Raw genomic sequence first — 16,888 nt, forward strand, 5'->3', positions numbered from 1 at the left:
TTTCGAGAGAACTGCCATGTTCAAATCGCGCTCGTTGATTGCTGCAGTGACCTGTTTTGCCTTGGTCACAGGTCCTGGAATCGTTGTTGCGGACCCGGGTAACGGCAAGGGAAACGCTCAGTTCGATCAAGGCCAGGGGCAAGGCGGCAAGGGCGGGCAGGGCAACAAGGGTGGCCAAGGTAATGCCGGCAACAAGGGCAACCAGGGAGGCAAGGGCAACCAGGGCGGTGGCGGCGATTGGCATAACGGCCCGAGCGTCGACCGTGGCGGCATTCTTGGCGTGATTGGTGGCTATCGTGATTACTGGAGCCCCGGTCCGGCGCTGCCGCCGGGCATCCAGAAAAACCTCGCTCGCGGCAAGCCGTTGCCACCGGGCATTGCCAAGAAGCTCGACGGACGTTTATTGGGACACTTGCCGCACTATGACGGTTATGAGTGGCAACAGGTCGGCACGGACTTGATCCTGGTGGCGATCGCCAGCGGCATCATCTATGAAGTGCTCAACGGTGCGTTCGATTAACCCGCTGTTCCAACGAAATCGCAGCCTCTTCAGAGGCTGCTTTCGTATCAACTTTCAAGCTGCCGCAGGCGTTTGTACAGCGTATTGCGGCTGACCCCCAGCCGTCGCGCCAGATGTGAGATGTTCCCGCCCACTGCTTGCAACTGACGGTTCAGGTCCTCGGCATCATTCAGGTCCACCGTCAGCGGCTCAGGCGTTTCTACCGGCTCCATTTCCAGATCGACAAAGAAATCGTCGGGCAGATGCTCCGGCCGGATCGGCTGTTCCTCGGCCATCGCCAGGGCCACTTGCAGCACGCTGCTGACTTGCCGCAGATTGCCCGGCCAGGGATGGCGTTCGAACAGGTCGAGGACTTCGCGGCTCAGGCCCGCCCATTGGGTCGGTTCGCGGTGGTGTTCCCACAGGCGTTTGAACAGTGCCTGTTTGTCGCTGCGCTCGCGCAGCGGTGGCAGTTCCAGGGTCAGGCCGCCAATGCGGTAGTACAAATCTTCGCGGAATCGCCCCAGTTGCACCTGTTCACGCAGCGAGCGGTTGGTGGCGGAAATGATGCGGATGTCCACCGCAAACAGCTCGGCGCTGCCCACCGGTTGCACGCAACGCTCCTGCAATACCCGCAACAGGCGGGCCTGGGTCGGCAGCGGCATGTCGCCGATTTCGTCGAGGAACAACGTGCCGCGATCGGCCTTGCGGATCAGGCCGATGCTGCCCTTTTGGTTGGCGCCGGTGAAGGCGCCTTTTTCATAACCGAACAATTCCGATTCCACCAGCTCGGCGGGTATGGCTGCGCAGTTCACCGCGATAAATGGCTGCTTGTTGCGCGAACTGGCCTGGTGCAAGGCTTTGACGAATACTTCCTTGCCGACACCGGTCTCGCCGTGGATCAGCAAAGGAATGTCTTTTTCCAGCAAGCGCTCGGCTTGCCGCACGGCTTTTTCCACGCGGCTGTCGCCAAAGTGCAGGGTGTTGAGGCTGATAGTGGTAGTGGCGGGAGTCGGCGCAGACGGGGACACCGGTTCGGCGAAGACGCGTGGTTTGATCAGCACCTGTTTCGGACGTTTGAGTAAGCACTGGAATCGATTGCGTCCAGACGCCTGCAAGGCAAACGGCAGGCCGTCGGGCTGGTTCAGCAACTCCATCAGCGAGACCTTGAACAGGCTCTCGATGCTCACCCGCGACAAGCTAAGGCCCAGCAGATTATCCGCGCGACGATTGGCCGAGAGCACTTGACCGCTTTCATCGAAAATCAACAGCCCGGCCCACTGGCTGTCGAGGTTGTTCAGTCCTGTGTTGAAAGTCAGTTGGAAGTGTTCACCGCGAAACAGGTTGAGGATCAGCCGGTTCTCCACGGTCTGGCTCATCATCTTGACCATGCCCAGGGTGTGGGACGGCGGCAAGTAACTGTCGCTGGAGACGTCCAGCACCGCGATGACCTTGCGCTCGGCGTCGAAGATCGGCGCCGCGGAGCCGGTCATGAAGCGGTTGGCCTTGAGGAAGTGTTCATCGTGTTCGATGTGCACCGCCTGCTCGCAGGCCAATGCGGTGCCGATGGCGTTGGTGCCCGTGCAGCGCTCCATCCAGCTCGCCCCGGCGCTGAAGCCATGGGCCAGTTTCGGTTCGATGAACCGCTGGGTGCCCCACGACGTCAGCACTTGGCCCTGATTGTCGGCCAGCATGATCAGGCAATTGGAATTGCTCAGGATGTTCTCGTAATACGGCAGGACTTCCTGGTGCGTGGTCTGCACCAATGAATGCTGGCTTTCCAGCAACTGGGCGATGCCCTCGGCGGGCAGTTGGTCGAACGCGGGCACGCTCTGGTGATTCAGGCCAAAGGCGCGGCAGCGGGACCAGGAGGCCTGGATGATGGCCTCGTGGGACAAGGCAGGAGCAGGTGCGGCCATGGGGCACTCTCGTAGGTGCGGTTTTTTATTGTTGTGGCAAGTCTCGCACAGACTCCTTGTGCTGGGGCAATCCCGCCTCCATCGACTGGAGGCCAGGCTAACCGAAAGCGTTCATTCAGTGTTGTTCAAAATTGTTCATTGTCAACCTGCTCATTGTTCAGTTGTTCATTCCCCATTGTTCACTTGTGTTCATCAGCGAATGCCATTTTCCACTGATCAGAACCCAATCCTAGTAAAATCATGAGTTTACGATTTCTGGCACGGCTTTCGCTTTTGCACTTGGGTCGCTTGACTCCAAATAATAAAAAGGCCGAGCCATGTCATTAAAGCTTGAGCACATCTGTCGCACCGTCGAAGGCCAGACCTGGATCGACGATGCCAATCTGAGTTTCGAACCCGGATCCTTCAACGTCCTGCTGGGCCGCACACTGTCTGGCAAGACCAGCCTCATGCGCCTGATGGCCGGGCTGGACAAGCCCGACAGCGGCCGCATCCTGATGAACGGTGTCGACGTCACCAACCGCCCGGTGCGGTTGCGCAACGTGTCGATGGTCTACCAGCAGTTCATCAACTACCCGACCATGACTGTTTTCGAAAACATCGCCTCGCCGTTGCGCCAGGCTGGGGTGTCCGACGAGGTCATCCAGGGCAAGGTCCTGGAAACCGCGAAGATGCTGCGGATCGAAAAATTCCTCAAGCGTCATCCGCTGGAGCTGTCCGGCGGCCAGCAGCAACGCACGGCCATGGCCCGTGCGCTGGTCAAGGACGCTGAGCTGATCCTGTTCGACGAGCCGCTGGTGAACCTGGACTACAAGCTGCGCGAAGAGCTGCGCCAGGAAATGCGCGAGCTGTTCCAGGCCCGCCATACCATCGCCGTCTACGCCACCACCGAGCCTAACGAAGCGCTGGCCCTGGGCGGCACGACGACGATCCTGCATGAAGGCCGGGTGATCCAGAGTGGCAAGTCGTCCTCGGTGTATCACCAGCCGCAAACCGTGCTGGCCGCCGAGTTGTTTTCCGAACCGCCGATCAACCTCATGCCGGGACGTATCGCCGGCAATGAAGTCAGCTTCGCCAATTTCGTCCACTTCCCGCTGAACGTCGATCTGCGTCCGGTGGGCGAGGGCGAGTTCCGTTTCGGCGTGCGCCCCAGCCATATTTCGCTGGTGCCGAGTAACGACGACGACCTCGAACTGGCAGTGACCGTCGAAGTGGCCGAGATCAGCGGCTCGGAGACGTTCCTGCACGTGCGCAACGAACATTTCCTGCTCGTCCTGCATTTGCCCGGCGTGCACGAATACGATGTCGACGCGCCGATCCGCATCTACATCCCGACCCACAAATTGTTTGTCTTCGACGCCCAGGGCAAGCTCGTCCAAGCCCCCGGGCAGCGCATTGCGAGGGTTGCCTGATGGCCGAAATTCGTTTGCAGAACCTCGCCCACAGCTACACCAGCACCCCGGCGGGCCCCGAAGACTACGCGATCCGCGAGATGAACCACATCTGGGAGCAGGGCGGCGCCTATGCGCTGCTCGGGCCTTCGGGCTGCGGCAAGTCGACCTTGCTCAACATCATCTCCGGTTTGCTCAGCCCCTCCGAAGGGCAGGTGATGTTCGACAGTAAAGTCGTCAACGACCTGACCCCAGAACTCCGCAACATCGCCCAGGTGTTCCAGTTCCCAGTGGTGTACGACACCATGACGGTGTTCGATAACCTGGCGTTCCCGCTGCGCAACCAAGGCATGGCCGAAGCGCGGATCCACACCAAGGTGCAGGAAATCGCCGAGGTCCTCGACCTGCAGAACCTGCTGGACAAAAAGGCCCGCAACCTCACCGCCGATGAAAAGCAGAAAGTCTCCATGGGGCGCGGATTGGTGCGCGACGATGTGTCGGCGATCCTGTTCGACGAGCCGTTGACGGTGATCGACCCGCACCTGAAATGGAAACTGCGGCGCAAGCTCAAGCAGATCCACGAGCAGTTCAACATCACCATGGTCTACGTCACCCACGATCAGTTGGAAGCCTCGACGTTCGCCGACAAGATCGCGGTGATGTACGGCGGCCAGATCGTCCAGTTCGGCACGCCTCGGGATTTGTTCGAACGCCCGAGCCACACCTTTGTCGGCTATTTCATCGGCAGCCCCGGCATGAACCTGATCGAGGTCACGGCGCGGCCCGGCGGCGTCGGTTTTGCCTCGACTCACTTGCCCTTGTCGGAAACCTTGCAACGTCGTGTCGCCGAAGCCGAAGGCAAAAGCCTGAAGGTCGGTATCCGTCCGGAGTTCATCCATGTCTGGGACGGTCCATACGACGACGCGATGCGAGCCGAGGTCGTGCATGTCGAAGACCTCGGCACCTACAAGATCCTGACCCTCAACCTCGACGGTGCGCCGCTGAAAGTGCGCCTGGCCGAAGACAAACCGGTGCCGGAAGGTACGGCGTACATCAGTTTCCCGGCGCAATGGCTGATGGTCTATGCCGATGAATATCTGCTCGAACCCACTGGCGAGGTGCAGCCATGAACAAGGTGCAGAACAACAAGGCCTGGTGGCTGGTGCTGCCGGTATTTTTGCTGGTGGCCTTCAGCGCCGTGATCCCGATGATGACCGTGGTCAACTATTCGGTGCAGGACATCTTTGACCAGTCCAGCCGCTACTTCGTCGGCGCCGACTGGTACAGGCAGGTGCTGCTCGATCCACGCTTGCACGACTCGCTGCTGCGCCAGTTCATCTACTCGGCGTGCGTGTTGCTGATCGAGATCCCCTTGGGGATCGCTATCGCCCTGACCATGCCGACCAAGGGCAAATGGTCGTCCCTGGTGTTGATCATCCTGGCGATTCCGCTGCTGATCCCGTGGAACGTAGTGGGCACCATCTGGCAGATTTTCGGTCGCGCCGACATCGGCCTGCTGGGCTCGACGCTCAACGCCATGGGCATCAACTACAACTATGCGGCCAACACCATGGACGCTTGGGTCACGGTGCTGGTGATGGACGTCTGGCACTGGACTTCACTGGTGGCGCTGCTGTGCTATTCAGGGTTGCGGGCGATTCCAGACGTCTACTATCAAGCGGCGCGGATCGACCGGGCATCCAGCTGGGCGGTGTTCCGCCACATCCAGTTGCCGAAGATGAAGAGCGTGCTGCTGATCGCCGTGATGCTGCGCTTCATGGACAGCTTCATGATCTACACCGAGCCGTTCGTACTCACTGGCGGCGGGCCGGGCAACGCCACGACGTTCCTCAGCCAGACCCTGACGCAGATGGCCATCGGCCAATTCGACCTGGGCCCGGCGGCGGCGTTTTCCCTGGTGTACTTCCTGATCATTCTGTTGGTGTCCTGGCTGTTCTACACCGCCATGACGCACTCCGACGCCAACCGTTGAGGCCCGCACAATGAGCAAGAGAAAGCTGATTCCGCTTTTGATCTACATCCTGTTCCTGCTGGTGCCCATCTACTGGCTGCTGAACATGTCGTTCAAGAGCAACACCGAGATCCTTGGCGGCCTGACCCTGTGGCCGCACGATTTCACCTTCCACAACTACAAGGTGATCTTCACCGACCCGAGCTGGTACACCGGTTACCTCAACTCGCTGTACTACGTGAGCCTGAACACGGTGATTTCCCTGGCGGTCGCGCTGCCGGCGGCCTATGCGTTCTCGCGCTACCGCTTTCTTGGCGACAAGCACCTGTTCTTCTGGCTGCTGACCAACCGCATGGCGCCACCGGCGGTATTCCTGTTGCCGTTCTTCCAGCTGTACTCGTCGATAGGGCTGTTCGACACCCACATCGCGGTGGCTTTGGCCCACTGCCTGTTCAACGTGCCGCTGGCGGTGTGGATCCTCGAAGGCTTCATGTCCGGGGTGCCAAAAGAAATTGACGAGACCGCCTACATTGACGGCTACAGTTTCCCCAAGTTCTTCACCAAGATCTTCATTCCGTTGATCGGCTCCGGCATCGGCGTCACGGCGTTTTTCTGCTTCATGTTCTCTTGGGTCGAGCTGTTGCTGGCCCGGACGTTGACCTCGGTGAATGCCAAGCCGATCGCGGCGGTCATGACCCGCACGGTGTCGGCGTCCGGGATCGACTGGGGGGTGCTGGCGGCGGCGGGGGTGTTGACCATCCTGCCGGGGATGCTGGTGATCTGGTTCGTTCGCAACCACGTGGCCAAGGGCTTTGCCCTGGGCCGGGTCTGAGGAGTCGATGATGGAATGGATGAACTGGACCGCCCCGACGGCGGCATTCTTTGGGGTCATTGCCTTGCTGCTGGCGGGCATGACGACGTGGGAATTGCGTTCGCCGAGTATCCCTCGGCGTGGTTTCCTGCCGATTGCCACGACCCGTGGCGATCGGTTGTTTATCGGTCTTCTCGGTAGCGCCTACCTGCACCTGCTGGTGATCGGCGTTACCGACTGGAGCATCTGGATAGCGTTCGCGTTGTCTTTGGTGTGGCTGTTGGCAGTGATGCGGTGGGGCTAGTCGCGAAGGTTCGACGACGATCAGGCTCTTAAACCCAAACAGGAGGTCTCTATGTTCGATAAAAACAATAAGCTGCGACATAGCGTTTCATTGGCAGCCATGCTGGCACTCAGCGGGCTGAGCGCTGCGGCCTGGGCCGATGCCTATGAAGACGCCGCTAAAAAGTGGATCGGCAGTGAATTCAAGCCGTCGACCCTGACAGCCGAGCAGCAGCTTGAGGAACTGAAATGGTTCATCAAGGCCGCCGAGCCGTTTCGCGGGATGAAAATCAACGTGGTGTCGGAAACCATCGCCACCCACGAATATGAATCCAAGGTACTGGCCAAGGCCTTTAACGAAATCACCGGGATCCAGCTGACCCACGACCTGCTCCAGGAAGGCGACGTGGTGGAGAAGCTGCAGACCCAGATGCAGTCGGACAAGAATATCTATGACGGCTGGGTCAACGACTCGGACCTGATCGGTACGCACTTTCGCTACGGCAAGACCGAATCGATCACCGACCTGATGGCCAACGAAGGCAAGAATTTCACCTCGCCGACCCTGGACCTCAAGGACTTCATCGGTATTTCCTTCACCACCGCGCCGGACGGCAAGGTCTATCAACTGCCCGACCAGCAGTTCGCCAACCTGTACTGGTTCCGCGCCGACTGGTTCGAGCGTGCGGACCTGAAGGCCAAGTTCAAGGAAAAGTACGGCTACGAGCTGGGCGTACCGGTGAACTGGTCGGCCTATGAAGACATCGCCAAGTTCTTCTCTGAAGACGTCAAGGAGATCGACGGCAAGCGCGTCTACGGTCACATGGACTACGGCAAGAAAGACCCGTCCCTGGGCTGGCGCTTCACCGATGCCTGGTTCTCCATGGCCGGCGGCGGCGACAAGGGCCTGCCCAACGGTTTGCCGGTGGACGAGTGGGGCATTCGCGTCGAAGACTGTCATCCGGTCGGTTCCAGCGTGACCCGCGGCGGCGACACCAACGGCCCTGCGGCTGTGTTCGCCACCACCAAATACGTGGACTGGATGAAGAAGTACGCGCCACCGGAGGCGGCGGGCATGACTTTCTCCGAATCCGGACCGGTGCCGGCCCAGGGCAACATTGCCCAGCAGATTTTCTGGTACACCGCATTCACCGCCGACATGACCAAGCCGGGCCTGCCGGTGGTGAACGCCGATGGCACGCCGAAATGGCGCATGGCGCCTTCGCCGCGCGGTCCGTATTGGGAAGAGGGCATGAAGCTGGGCTATCAGGACGTGGGTTCCTGGACGTTCATGAAGTCCACGCCTGAGAAACAGCGCCTGGCGGCCTGGCTCTATGCGCAGTTCGTGACGTCCAAGACTGTGTCGCTGAAAAAGACGATTGTTGGCCTGACGCCAATTCGCGAATCGGACATCAACTCCCAGGCGATGACCGACCTGGCGCCGAAACTCGGTGGCCTGGTGGAGTTCTACCGCAGCCCGGCCCGTGTGCAATGGTCGCCGACCGGGACCAACGTGCCGGACTATCCACGCCTGGCGCAATTGTGGTGGAGCCACATCGCCGAAGCGGCAAGCGGCGAGAAGACTCCGCAACAGGCCCTCGACGGCCTGGCCAAGGATCAGGACGCGATCATGACCCGTCTGGAACGCTCCAAGGCCCAGGCCACCTGCGCGCCTAAGATGAACCCTGAGCGCGACGCGCAATACTGGTTCGACCAACCGGGCGCACCGAAGCCGAAACTGGCGAACGAGAAGCCTAAAGGCGAAACCGTGAGCTACACCGAGCTGTTGAAATCATGGGAGGCGGCACGCAAGTAATGCTTCAAGCGTGACAAACGAACGGCACCGAGAGGTGCCGTTTTTTTTCGGGCGGTAAAGCCTGCATCATCTCGAATCCTTCGTCAGGACGTAGAACTGGAAGAGCTGTCCAGTGACGCTACACGAGGCGAGACGGGAAACGAGCGTCAATGCGCATCGGCTGGCCAGGTAGTCCATCGCCGGCAGCACGGGCGTATGTCCGAACACGATAAGCCTGCCGCCGACGACCAGTGTCTCCACCAATCGAGGCAGCAACTGTTCGGCTTCGGAACGGGTCATGACTTCCGCGTTGAGAAACCGAAGCACGAGTACATCGTAATAGAGGCTGACGGGGTCGGCGTCGGCGGCATCGGCCCGCCGAAAGTCAACCGAACGTCCATAGCGATTGCGGGCCGCCTCTATCATCGAGGGCGAACGATCCGAGCCGATGCAACGGCTGTCTGGCAGGGCAAGGGCCAGTTGATGAATGAACGTGCCGGTGGAGCAGGCCGGGTCATGGATCACCGCGCCAGGTTTCAGCCAAGACCGCAGCAGCGTGCAGCAGTGGTGTCGCAAGTGTGCTTCGCCCTTGTCGAGCTTGCTGGCGAGACCTTCAGTGAACGCCCAATAGTCGGGAGGGCAGACGAACTCTCGTCCGTTGCGCCGAAGGGCGGGGAAAGGAAAGTAGATCTCACTGTCGGGGGCTCCCAGCGCATCAGCGAACGCGGCCACTTTGTCCGCCTGCCGAGTGGCCCGGTAATCGAGCACCAGGCCCTCATCACCCCAGTGCAGTTGGCCGAGCGGCCCGAGCAGCATCCAGGGTGCGAGCCGACTGTCCAAGCGCAGGCGCGCGTGTTCATCCCGTTGCAGTGTCTTGCGGCCGACCCAGTCGCGTCCCCGGCAACGCAGGATGAAGATGTGGTTGAGCCCGACGCCCCTGGGTTCGACAAAGCGCGCCCATGATCCTGGCGCCACGGGCTCGGCCTGCAACAGGTTTTCCAGCTCCAGTTCGCGCCGCAGACGCTGCCGCGTCATCGGTTCAGGCATCGGTCGTCGCTCCCGCCAGGGCGCGTTGTCGTCCGCGCGCCATGGGCACGACAACGTTCCCGCTGGAGACGATGTAGAAGCGCTCCAGCCCGGGCACCACGACATTGACCAGTGTGGTGCCTGCCTCGGAACGGTAAAGCGTCGAGCTGCCGGCCATGTATCCATGTTGGTGAAGGTTATCGGCCAATTGCCGGATCTGCTGATCCAATGGGCAGGCTCCGTCGACTGTCGGCAGCCGAATGATTTTTTGCGGCCGGGTGTCGAGTAGATGGCGTGGATCAAAGCGCATGCAGCGTCGCAAGCGGGCAAATCTGGCCAAGTGGCGCTCGGCCTTGGACAGTTGGTCGCGCAGCGGGGATTCGCTGGCGTTCAGGTGCAGTTGAACCAGTTCGGTCAAGGCGCGCGACGCGGCGTGACGCGGGTCGAGCGAAGTGCCCGCGCCGAAAACGCCCACCAACCCGTGGTCGGTGTCGGCAAAGGCCAGGCACGTGGTGGTCGAAAACTCTGTGCTGATGTCCAATAACACGATTGGCACGTCGATCTCCGCCTGGGCATCGGCCCACAGTCTGCCCACCGCCTCTTCGGTGGGCAGGCGCTGGACTCTGCGCAGGGGCGTGGCGTTCTGGTAATAAAAATGATCCAGCAGGAATATCGAGATCGCATCACGCTCCACGCACTCGTTGAGGCCGTGAAGTAGCGCTTCGTCACGGGTCGCGCCGATGGCGGTGCCGCTGTTGCTGGAATAGCGCCGTAGCGAACGGTAGTCGGTCGTATCGGTTGGCAGGGGATCATTTGCATAAAGCGGCATCGTCAATGCGATGGGGTAGTGGAACGAGGTGCCGTCAGTGATGGCCGTGTAGGAGCGGCAGGCGATCCGGCAGTCAGGCTGGTCCTGCAGGGTATTCAACAAGTCGTCTTTGTCGAGTGCGACGCCGCTCAAGTCAGGGGGCGTCAACAGACTGAGGTCCGTGGCGAGGGCCGGGTCGCTTAAATAATGTTCCAGTGCTTCGTACAGCGCGCCGACGCGAGCCGATTCGGCATATCCCTTGCCGCACCCCATGACTTTTGCCCGCGAGTTACCGACTTCAGCCTGGACCGAGACGACCCGGTTGCCCAGTGCGCGCAGGCTGCTTTGCAATCCCAGGGCCAGCAGCTCGGCTTCGATTTGCCGTGCTGCCTGAGCCAGGGACAATTCGCGCTCTGGCGCGAGAGATGCGTCCATGTGTCGTCACTCCTGGTATGGGGGTGGGTGGTGGGGGGGTATGGGGGCACGGCGTGCCCCCATTTTTCATTACTCGGCGTCAAGCTCGGCTTGTTCCGTCGGGCTCAGTTGCAGGCCCTCCAGTAATTGCTCCGGGGCGAGAACATCTGGATTGTCTCGGTCGTTACACAGCTCAGACAGATCGTTAACCATCATGCTGGCGGAATAGCCCATGGGTTCAGTCCCTTTTTCTAAAGTTGATCGAAGGCAATTTGGAAGCGCCAATGCTGCGGCGCGGAGGAACGTTATGAAGCTCACGGAGCCAGGTCAAACATGACGATTTGTAAGCGGGGCCGGTGGCGACCATGGCCAACGCATTCGCTTTCACTGTCGTGCTTGAAAGCCCTGATCCCATGAACTCGGGGCTGGGGCGAGGGCGATTCGGATAAGGATGTGAGACCTAGGCGCGTTCAAAGTGGGAAAAAGCGTAATGAACGGCGAGGTATTTCCTAAAGCGCTGTGATCCACCATTTGGAGGATTGCGCTTGCCGGGATATCAGAGGGGGGAGCTGATGCTTTTTCCTACAAGATTTTGAACGATCCAGCAGGCGTCAACCGGCCTTGGCCGGACTGGCGCCAGCGCGTCCTGCGACTGGCGACGCTGTGGTTTTCATCAATGTATCCAGTGCCTGCCGATAAGTCCGACCCGCCAGGCTCATGCTGTTGTTATGCGTGGCCCCCGGCACCAGCAACAAGTGCTTGGGTTCGCGGGCGGCATTGAACAATTGCTCGCTGAAGCGAGGCGGTACATAGCGGTCGGCGGCGCCATGGACAACCAGCAACGGCATGTTGATCTCGCCGATCTTGTCGATGGAGTCGAACTTCTGCGACAGCAACCAGCGCACCGGCAAGGAGGTGTTCGCCATCGCGGTGGCGACATCGCCAAGGGATGTGAAGGTGGATTCGATGACCAAGCCCCGGGCCGGCACGACGCTGCCATTGCTGGCGGCTTCCTGGCCCAGTTCCGCCGCTAGGTCGACGGCGACCGCGCCGCCCAGGGAGTGACCGTAGATCAACCGCAGCGCCGGGTCCGGTTGCAGCACTTCGAGACGCTCCCAAGCGATTCGCGCGTCCTCATAGACGCTGGCTTCCGACGGCAGGTCGCCCTGGCTCTTGCCGAAACCGCGGTAATCGATCGCCAGCACCGAATAGCCCAGCGCCCTCAGTTGCTGGATGCGAAACAACTGGCCAGTCAGGTTCCAGCGCACACCATGCAGGTACAGGATGGCCGGGGCATTCTTGCGTTCGGCCGGCCACCACCAGCCGTGGAGATTTTCCCCGGCCTTGAAGCTTTTCGGCTTGAGATCGAACTCCTGCACCCCGCTGGGGAGCCCGCTGAACCAGCTCGCCGTCCCCGGCTCGATGCGAAACACCAATTCGCGCTCCTTGTGCTGCAACACGGCGCAGCCCACCGGCAGGCCGACGACCAGCGCAGCCATGAAAGACCAGGCCAGCCAACGTTGCTTTAGGCGAGAGAGAAAAGATGAGGACATCGACGCGATTCGCTACTTGGGGCAGAAGCTGCGTTTTAGCAGATTCCTTCCAGGGTACGCTGGAATTTCGGACGGTGTGCTTGCCACCGTTGCGCAGCCCAGCGGGGATAAACCCCCTCGCCACAGGGCCTCGTTGTGCCTCCAGACGGTAGGCAACCCGATCGAACTCTCACCGTTTCGCCCGACTCGAAAACTCGACACCCATCAATATCGAGGACGAAGCCATGACGCTTGAGCATTCCAAAGGGCAAACACCTGTCGGCAACGCTGCACCCGCGAAGGACGCCGTCGGCGAGCCGGTGCCAGTGGTGGAGCGCGACGTGCAGCGCCCCGATCCGGCGACCGACAAGGTGGATAAAACGATCACGCCGAAGTCGATCAAGAGCCACGAGCAGGACGCTGAAAAACTGCAGGACAAGGTCAGGCAAGTTGAGAAAAAGCTCGACCGATAAAGAGGGTCAATCAAGCAGGGGGGCAGGGCCAGCCCGCTCGCATGCCTGATCGAAAGCGGGCATGTTGGCCATCGCCGTAGCGGAGCTGGTCACGCCTGCTTCGAAGGCCCGCGGGATCAGTTCGTTTCACTGAGGCTGAGCCCGAAGTCGTCTGCGTTGATGATCGTTTGGTGAGGCATGGGTGTTCTCCTAGGGCTTGCTGGAAGGCGATGCCGTCGTCGCGGCAGGCTTGGCCTTGCGCTTGCCCAGCCACGGTTTCAGGCTTTTCCAAAGCCGCAAGGCGAAACCCAGGAACAAACCATCAGGTTGCCAGGAATAAAAACTCCAACGCCAATGCTCCAGTTGTCCGGTCATGCGTTCGTGCAATTGATGACTGGAGTTATTGAGACTGACCCGTGACGCATCGATCCACCGCCAGTTTTCGTCCAGCCCCCAACGAATCCACTCTTCGAGCAACACCCGACCACTGCCGAGGTCGGCATGCTGCGGCAGGAAGGCCAGGTTGTAGTCGTACAATCGGCCTTGATCCAACAGGCCGAGGCGATAACTGATGCACTCGCCGTTTAGCTCCAGCGTCACCACCCGCACCAGCCCTTGGGCGGCGAGAGCGGTGAAGGCGTGGTTCATCCACTGCCTGCGCCTGGGGTCGGCAAAGATCCCGACGCCTTCCTCGCCTTTCCAACTGGCGGCTTCGACATCGGCAAGGGCCCGCAACAATTGCCCCATGCTGATGGCGTCTGGCGTTATCCGGCGGATCTCGGCGCCGCAAGCGGCGATCCGCTTGCGCGCCCGACGCAGCTTGTAGCGTGGGTCGCCAGAGATCTCCTGATGGTCGCTGTCGCTGATCAGGTGCACCGGAACCCGGCAACTGAGTCGCCGCTCTCCGGTGGAACTCAGCGCCATCCAGGCGCTGAGGACGCTTTGTTCACCGACCGGCTCGATCACTTCATTGAGTTGCAGCAACGCGTGGGGCAAGTGCTGACGGATCTGCATCAGCGCCTGGCCCATGCCTTCGGCGTCCACGCGCGCCAGCAGGGCGATGCGGTCGGCCATTGGAAAACCCAAGTGATGCAACACCCGGAACCGCAGCCCGCCGAATCGTTCACGTCCTGATACCAGGGGCAGGCAAAGGCATAAGGTCTGGTCCTCCCAGCCCAGCAACACATGCAATTGCTGCTCGGGCAACAAGGCGAATTCCGCCGCTTGCAGCCAGGCCAGAGTGTTGAACGGTGTGGTGTCGGCCACCTGGGTTCGCAGTTGCTCATAAGCAGAGACCGGAAAGTCCTCCGCGCCCAGGGAACGACACCATTGGAACCGGATCGCCATGGGGATCAGGCCGCCGAAGTCGAGGCAGCCGGCTGGGCCGGTTTACGAAAGGCGTCCAGTGCCGTGCCGGTATAAGACGTGTTGCGCAGGAACCGCCAATGGCCGAGCAAACGGTATAGGTGGGTGATCTGCCCGCGCTCCTGGAAGCCCATGCGGATGTGCATCTTGATCGCCTGGATGTTCTGCAAATCGCAGACATCGACCATGGTGCTGCAACCATGCTCCGCCATGACTTTCCACACCTCCAGCTGCATGTCCGCCGAGATACTGGTACCCCAGTATTTGCGAATCGCTTCGCCACCGAACTGAAAATACTCGCCAGGCTTGACCGGAAAGTTGCAGCGGTAGAAATGGCGGTCGAAATAGTCCCGTGTACTGGCCCAGGCGAAGCCCACGGTATCGCCCCGATCATCCAGGTACATCAAGCCTGTGTAGCCTTCGGCCGCCAACTCGCGCATGGTTTCGACGCGGTCGCCGAAGTGCCGGGCAAACGCATCGGCGTTGGCGATTGTGATGAACTCCAGGCGCATCGGTGGGTAGGGCTTGAGGTTATGTGGGGGGAGCGGGGTCCGTATGTCATGCTCCAGCCACACCAGTCTGGTGTGGGCAAATACGTAGCGTCTGCATAGCTGTTTTAGAACGGCGCGCAGACCTTTTTTCTGGATGCGATCACGCAATGTTTGCAGAGCGTTCATGGTGCCTCCTGACGGGTGGCAGGGTTGGGGGAGAGGGGAGCTGCCCAATTGAGGGCGAATATGGTTTCCCCTGGCAGGAGAAACCCGACCTGGCCGGTCTTGCAATCAAACGCAACGCTGTGGCTGCGGTTGTCCGGGCCGAAATACATCAGTGTCATGCCTGGCTGAGGGCAGACCGTGCCGTCGAGGCTGACCTGATGGGTTCGCGTGCTTTTGTTCACGCCCAGCAGACCGCGTTGCTTGCCGGTGGCCATGGCCAGTACGTCGACTTCAAAAGCGTCATTGTCCAGGCGCAGCACCTGGTCGAGCCAATGCTGTTGAATGAACTGCTGGGCCAGGCCCACGGGCTTGAGCTCGAAGCGCTCGTTGTCCAATACCCGCACCATGCCCTTGGGGTACTCCGGTTCGTCGGCGGCCATGAACCAGTTGAGCATGTCCAGCCAACCGTCTGCCGAGGCGTTAATGACCACCGACGTCCACCATAGGGCGGCGTAGTGAGTTTCCTGGTCGTAAGGGCTCAGACTCGAGCCGGCGGACATGTTGGTCTGATCCAACAGCAAGGCCTTACGCGGCCGACCCTGGCTGTCCAGGCCCACCAGGTGGGCGGCCTGACGGACACTGTCGCGGTAGACCCGGGTTGCCAGCAGATCGCGGATCATCCATTCATGCCAGGCCAGCGCGTCGATCTGATCGTTGGACGTTGCAAGCAGGCGCCGTGCCCAGTCGATCCCGCGCCTGTCAGCGGCATTTTCGGTGAAGGGGCCGTTGGTGAACTGGGAGCTGGCCGGCATGGCGATGCGGATACCGGCACGTGCGTTGGCAGGATCGGCGCGGACCTGGGCCGCCATGCTCTGGAACAGTTGCTGGAAACTGGTGAAGTCTGGGTAGTTGAGGTTCGGCTCATCGGCAAAACTAAGGTAATGGAGGCCTTTGCCGCCCAACGCGCGGGTCGACGTGAGCCAGGCTTGCAAGCCGCTGTGACTGGTCCGGTCGGCCTTTAGCTCTACCTCGCGCTGGCTGCCGGCCAAAAGGGTGATGTTTTGGCTGACGGCGAAGCGCTCCTGGTATAAACGTCGGAAGGCATCTTCATAAGTACCTCTGGCCGCCGTGATATCGACGAAGCTGTAAAGGCTTGCCGCTTGGGGCTTGAGCGCATCGAGCACGGCGTAGGTGGACGGCGGCAATAACTCGTAGGGCAGGGCGATGCCCAGCTTGGGGGTCGTGCCGAGCGCCTCGTCGTACAATTTCAGGTGGGTCTGGCCTGGATCTTCGCGCAGTGGCAGCAGGTGTGCCGGGTCCTGGGCGAACAGGTTGGCGGTGCCGTCCAGCCAAAACGCGGCCTTGCCGTTGCCCTGCAGATGCAAGCGCCAGACTTGTTCGACGTCAGCTATCGGCAGGGCGACCTGATCGAACTGCCAATAGGCCCGGTATGGCTTGAGGTTCAGTTGCAACTGCTTTCCGTCGTCGACGCGCCGGGCTTGCAGTGCACGTACGCCGCCGTGGAACTTGCCTGCCAGCACCGCCTGTTCGCCAGCCGCTACTTTGAAATACAGCTCGTCGCCGTCATGGGTTTCGGCATTGAAATGCACCTTTGTCGGGGCAAACAAGGCGCGGGTGCGCGCGTCGTGCTCAACGGTGTAGCGACGGAAGCTGTAGCCAGGAATTTCCAGGCGATAACTGGCTGCACCCGGCGGCAGCGGCCACAGGTGTTCGCCACGAGGCTGATCCGCCCTGACCAGGCGCTCACCCGCCAATCGTCCCTGGCCGTCGAGCAGATAAAGGTGTTCGGTATTGGCCTCGGCCTGCCAGGCGGGCACCCAGCGCACGGTGACGGTGTCTTGGCGGTCGGTTTGCAGGTACAGGCTGCCGTCACGGATGCCGGTCCATTGCATGGACGCGCCATGGACCGAGGCCGCCATGAGGAAAAGACATACACCCGCGCCCA

Annotated in this window: 16 protein-coding genes and 1 pseudogene; 8 read left to right on the forward strand and 9 right to left on the reverse strand. The window is 60.8% G+C overall.

Going from position 1 to position 16,888, the window contains the following annotated elements; genetic code table 11:
- Window positions 1-16 precede the first annotated feature (16 nt).
- A complete protein-coding gene (locus HU742_RS08340) occupies window positions 17-520 on the forward strand; it encodes an anti-virulence regulator CigR family protein (protein WP_186639850.1) in 504 nt (167 codons plus the stop codon).
- A 47-nt stretch (window positions 521-567) separates the two neighbouring features.
- On the opposite strand, the gene HU742_RS08345 is transcribed toward HU742_RS08340, so the two are convergent.
- Window positions 568-2,418 (reverse strand): sigma-54-dependent Fis family transcriptional regulator, encoded by a 1,851-nt coding sequence (locus HU742_RS08345; protein ID WP_186642205.1) that lies wholly within the window; start codon window positions 2,416-2,418, stop codon window positions 568-570.
- A 317-nt stretch (window positions 2,419-2,735) separates the two neighbouring features.
- Here HU742_RS08345 and HU742_RS08350 point away from each other — a divergent pair, with 317 nt between their 5' ends.
- Genes HU742_RS08350 through HU742_RS08375 form a run of 6 tightly spaced genes read left to right on the forward strand, consistent with a single transcriptional unit; the run spans window position 2,736 to window position 8,690 of the window.
- Complete coding sequence (locus HU742_RS08350) at window positions 2,736-3,830, forward strand: ABC transporter ATP-binding protein (protein ID WP_186609559.1); 1,095 nt, start codon at window positions 2,736-2,738, stop codon at window positions 3,828-3,830.
- Window positions 3,830-4,939 carry an ABC transporter ATP-binding protein gene (locus tag HU742_RS08355; protein WP_186642206.1) on the forward strand — a complete coding sequence of 370 codons (1,110 nt, stop codon included), beginning with the start codon at window positions 3,830-3,832 and terminating at the stop codon, window positions 4,937-4,939. The genes HU742_RS08350 and HU742_RS08355 overlap by 1 nt, the downstream gene beginning before the upstream one ends.
- Window positions 4,936-5,802: a carbohydrate ABC transporter permease gene (locus HU742_RS08360; RefSeq protein WP_186639844.1), complete on the forward strand. Its 867-nt coding sequence runs from the start codon at window positions 4,936-4,938 to the stop codon at window positions 5,800-5,802. Before HU742_RS08355 ends, HU742_RS08360 begins: the two co-directional genes overlap by 4 nt.
- A 10-nt stretch (window positions 5,803-5,812) precedes the next feature.
- The gene (locus tag HU742_RS08365) at window positions 5,813-6,613 is read left to right on the forward strand and encodes a carbohydrate ABC transporter permease (protein WP_186639842.1); all 801 of its coding nucleotides are present in this window, start codon (window positions 5,813-5,815) and stop codon (window positions 6,611-6,613) included.
- 10 nt (window positions 6,614-6,623) lie between these two features.
- Window positions 6,624-6,896 carry a DUF2160 domain-containing protein gene (locus tag HU742_RS08370; RefSeq protein ID WP_025212861.1) on the forward strand — a complete coding sequence of 91 codons (273 nt, stop codon included), beginning with the start codon at window positions 6,624-6,626 and terminating at the stop codon, window positions 6,894-6,896.
- Window positions 6,897-6,947: 51 nt separating this feature from the next.
- A complete protein-coding gene (locus tag HU742_RS08375) occupies window positions 6,948-8,690 on the forward strand; it encodes an ABC transporter substrate-binding protein (RefSeq protein ID WP_186639840.1) in 1,743 nt (580 codons plus the stop codon).
- A gap of 66 nt (window positions 8,691-8,756) precedes the next feature.
- Here HU742_RS08375 and HU742_RS08380 read toward each other — a convergent pair whose 3' ends face one another.
- The 4 genes from HU742_RS08380 to HU742_RS08395 all read right to left on the reverse strand — a co-directional run bounded on the left by HU742_RS08380 (window position 8,757) and on the right by HU742_RS08395 (window position 12,470).
- The gene (locus HU742_RS08380) at window positions 8,757-9,716 is read right to left on the reverse strand and encodes a class I SAM-dependent methyltransferase (RefSeq protein WP_186639838.1); all 960 of its coding nucleotides are present in this window, start codon (window positions 9,714-9,716) and stop codon (window positions 8,757-8,759) included.
- Entirely contained in the window at window positions 9,709-10,938 is a 1,230-nt protein-coding gene (locus tag HU742_RS08385; protein WP_186642207.1) for a YcaO-like family protein, read from the reverse strand. The genes HU742_RS08380 and HU742_RS08385 overlap by 8 nt, the downstream gene beginning before the upstream one ends.
- Window positions 10,939-11,007: 69 nt before the next feature.
- A complete protein-coding gene (locus HU742_RS08390; RefSeq protein WP_186637924.1) occupies window positions 11,008-11,151 on the reverse strand; it encodes a hypothetical protein in 144 nt (47 codons plus the stop codon).
- Window positions 11,152-11,528: 377 nt separating this feature from the next.
- The gene (locus tag HU742_RS08395) at window positions 11,529-12,470 is read right to left on the reverse strand and encodes an alpha/beta hydrolase (RefSeq protein ID WP_186642208.1); all 942 of its coding nucleotides are present in this window, start codon (window positions 12,468-12,470) and stop codon (window positions 11,529-11,531) included.
- Window positions 12,471-12,694: 224 nt separating this feature from the next.
- Between HU742_RS08395 and HU742_RS08400 the strand changes: the two genes are divergently transcribed.
- Window positions 12,695-12,922 carry a hypothetical protein gene (locus tag HU742_RS08400; protein ID WP_186637919.1) on the forward strand — a complete coding sequence of 76 codons (228 nt, stop codon included), beginning with the start codon at window positions 12,695-12,697 and terminating at the stop codon, window positions 12,920-12,922.
- Between the two features lie 12 nt (window positions 12,923-12,934).
- Here the strand turns inward: HU742_RS08400 and HU742_RS26770 are convergent.
- The 4 genes and pseudogenes from HU742_RS26770 to HU742_RS08415 form a co-directional block, all read right to left on the reverse strand.
- Window positions 12,935-13,101, reverse strand: a pseudogene (locus HU742_RS26770) (ChbG/HpnK family deacetylase); the annotation flags it as partial.
- A gap of 10 nt (window positions 13,102-13,111) precedes the next feature.
- Complete coding sequence (locus HU742_RS08405; RefSeq protein WP_186642209.1) at window positions 13,112-14,248, reverse strand: GNAT family N-acetyltransferase; 1,137 nt, start codon at window positions 14,246-14,248, stop codon at window positions 13,112-13,114.
- 5 nt (window positions 14,249-14,253) lie between these two features.
- Window positions 14,254-14,943 (reverse strand): GNAT family N-acetyltransferase, encoded by a 690-nt coding sequence (locus tag HU742_RS08410; protein WP_186637913.1) that lies wholly within the window; start codon window positions 14,941-14,943, stop codon window positions 14,254-14,256.
- Complete coding sequence (locus HU742_RS08415; RefSeq protein WP_225923551.1) at window positions 14,940-16,835, reverse strand: hypothetical protein; 1,896 nt, start codon at window positions 16,833-16,835, stop codon at window positions 14,940-14,942. Before HU742_RS08415 ends, HU742_RS08410 begins: the two co-directional genes overlap by 4 nt.
- Window positions 16,836-16,888 lie beyond the last annotated feature (53 nt).

It is taken from the genome of Pseudomonas marvdashtae, assembly GCF_014268655.2.
GTDB classification, from domain to species: domain Bacteria; phylum Pseudomonadota; class Gammaproteobacteria; order Pseudomonadales; family Pseudomonadaceae; genus Aquipseudomonas; species Aquipseudomonas marvdashtae.

What these genes read in the sequence shown, in the direction of transcription:
- HU742_RS08340 (WP_186639850.1), top strand. Translation starts at nt 17, where the DNA reads ATGTTCAAATCGCGCTCGTTGATTGCTGCAGTGACCTGTTTTGCCTTG.
- HU742_RS08345 (WP_186642205.1), bottom strand. Translation starts at nt 2,418, where the DNA reads ATGGCCGCACCTGCTCCTGCCTTGTCCCACGAGGCCATCATCCAGGCC.
- HU742_RS08350 (WP_186609559.1), top strand. Translation starts at nt 2,736, where the DNA reads ATGTCATTAAAGCTTGAGCACATCTGTCGCACCGTCGAAGGCCAGACC.
- HU742_RS08355 (WP_186642206.1), top strand. Translation starts at nt 3,830, where the DNA reads ATGGCCGAAATTCGTTTGCAGAACCTCGCCCACAGCTACACCAGCACC.
- HU742_RS08360 (WP_186639844.1), top strand. Translation starts at nt 4,936, where the DNA reads ATGAACAAGGTGCAGAACAACAAGGCCTGGTGGCTGGTGCTGCCGGTA.
- HU742_RS08365 (WP_186639842.1), top strand. Translation starts at nt 5,813, where the DNA reads ATGAGCAAGAGAAAGCTGATTCCGCTTTTGATCTACATCCTGTTCCTG.
- HU742_RS08370 (WP_025212861.1), top strand. Translation starts at nt 6,624, where the DNA reads ATGGAATGGATGAACTGGACCGCCCCGACGGCGGCATTCTTTGGGGTC.
- HU742_RS08375 (WP_186639840.1), top strand. Translation starts at nt 6,948, where the DNA reads ATGTTCGATAAAAACAATAAGCTGCGACATAGCGTTTCATTGGCAGCC.
- HU742_RS08380 (WP_186639838.1), bottom strand. Translation starts at nt 9,716, where the DNA reads ATGCCTGAACCGATGACGCGGCAGCGTCTGCGGCGCGAACTGGAGCTG.
- HU742_RS08385 (WP_186642207.1), bottom strand. Translation starts at nt 10,938, where the DNA reads ATGGACGCATCTCTCGCGCCAGAGCGCGAATTGTCCCTGGCTCAGGCA.
- HU742_RS08390 (WP_186637924.1), bottom strand. Translation starts at nt 11,151, where the DNA reads ATGGGCTATTCCGCCAGCATGATGGTTAACGATCTGTCTGAGCTGTGT.
- HU742_RS08395 (WP_186642208.1), bottom strand. Translation starts at nt 12,470, where the DNA reads ATGTCCTCATCTTTTCTCTCTCGCCTAAAGCAACGTTGGCTGGCCTGG.
- HU742_RS08400 (WP_186637919.1), top strand. Translation starts at nt 12,695, where the DNA reads ATGACGCTTGAGCATTCCAAAGGGCAAACACCTGTCGGCAACGCTGCA.
- HU742_RS08405 (WP_186642209.1), bottom strand. Translation starts at nt 14,248, where the DNA reads ATGGCGATCCGGTTCCAATGGTGTCGTTCCCTGGGCGCGGAGGACTTT.
- HU742_RS08410 (WP_186637913.1), bottom strand. Translation starts at nt 14,943, where the DNA reads ATGAACGCTCTGCAAACATTGCGTGATCGCATCCAGAAAAAAGGTCTG.
- HU742_RS08415 (WP_225923551.1), bottom strand. Translation starts at nt 16,835, where the DNA reads ATGCAATGGACCGGCATCCGTGACGGCAGCCTGTACCTGCAAACCGAC.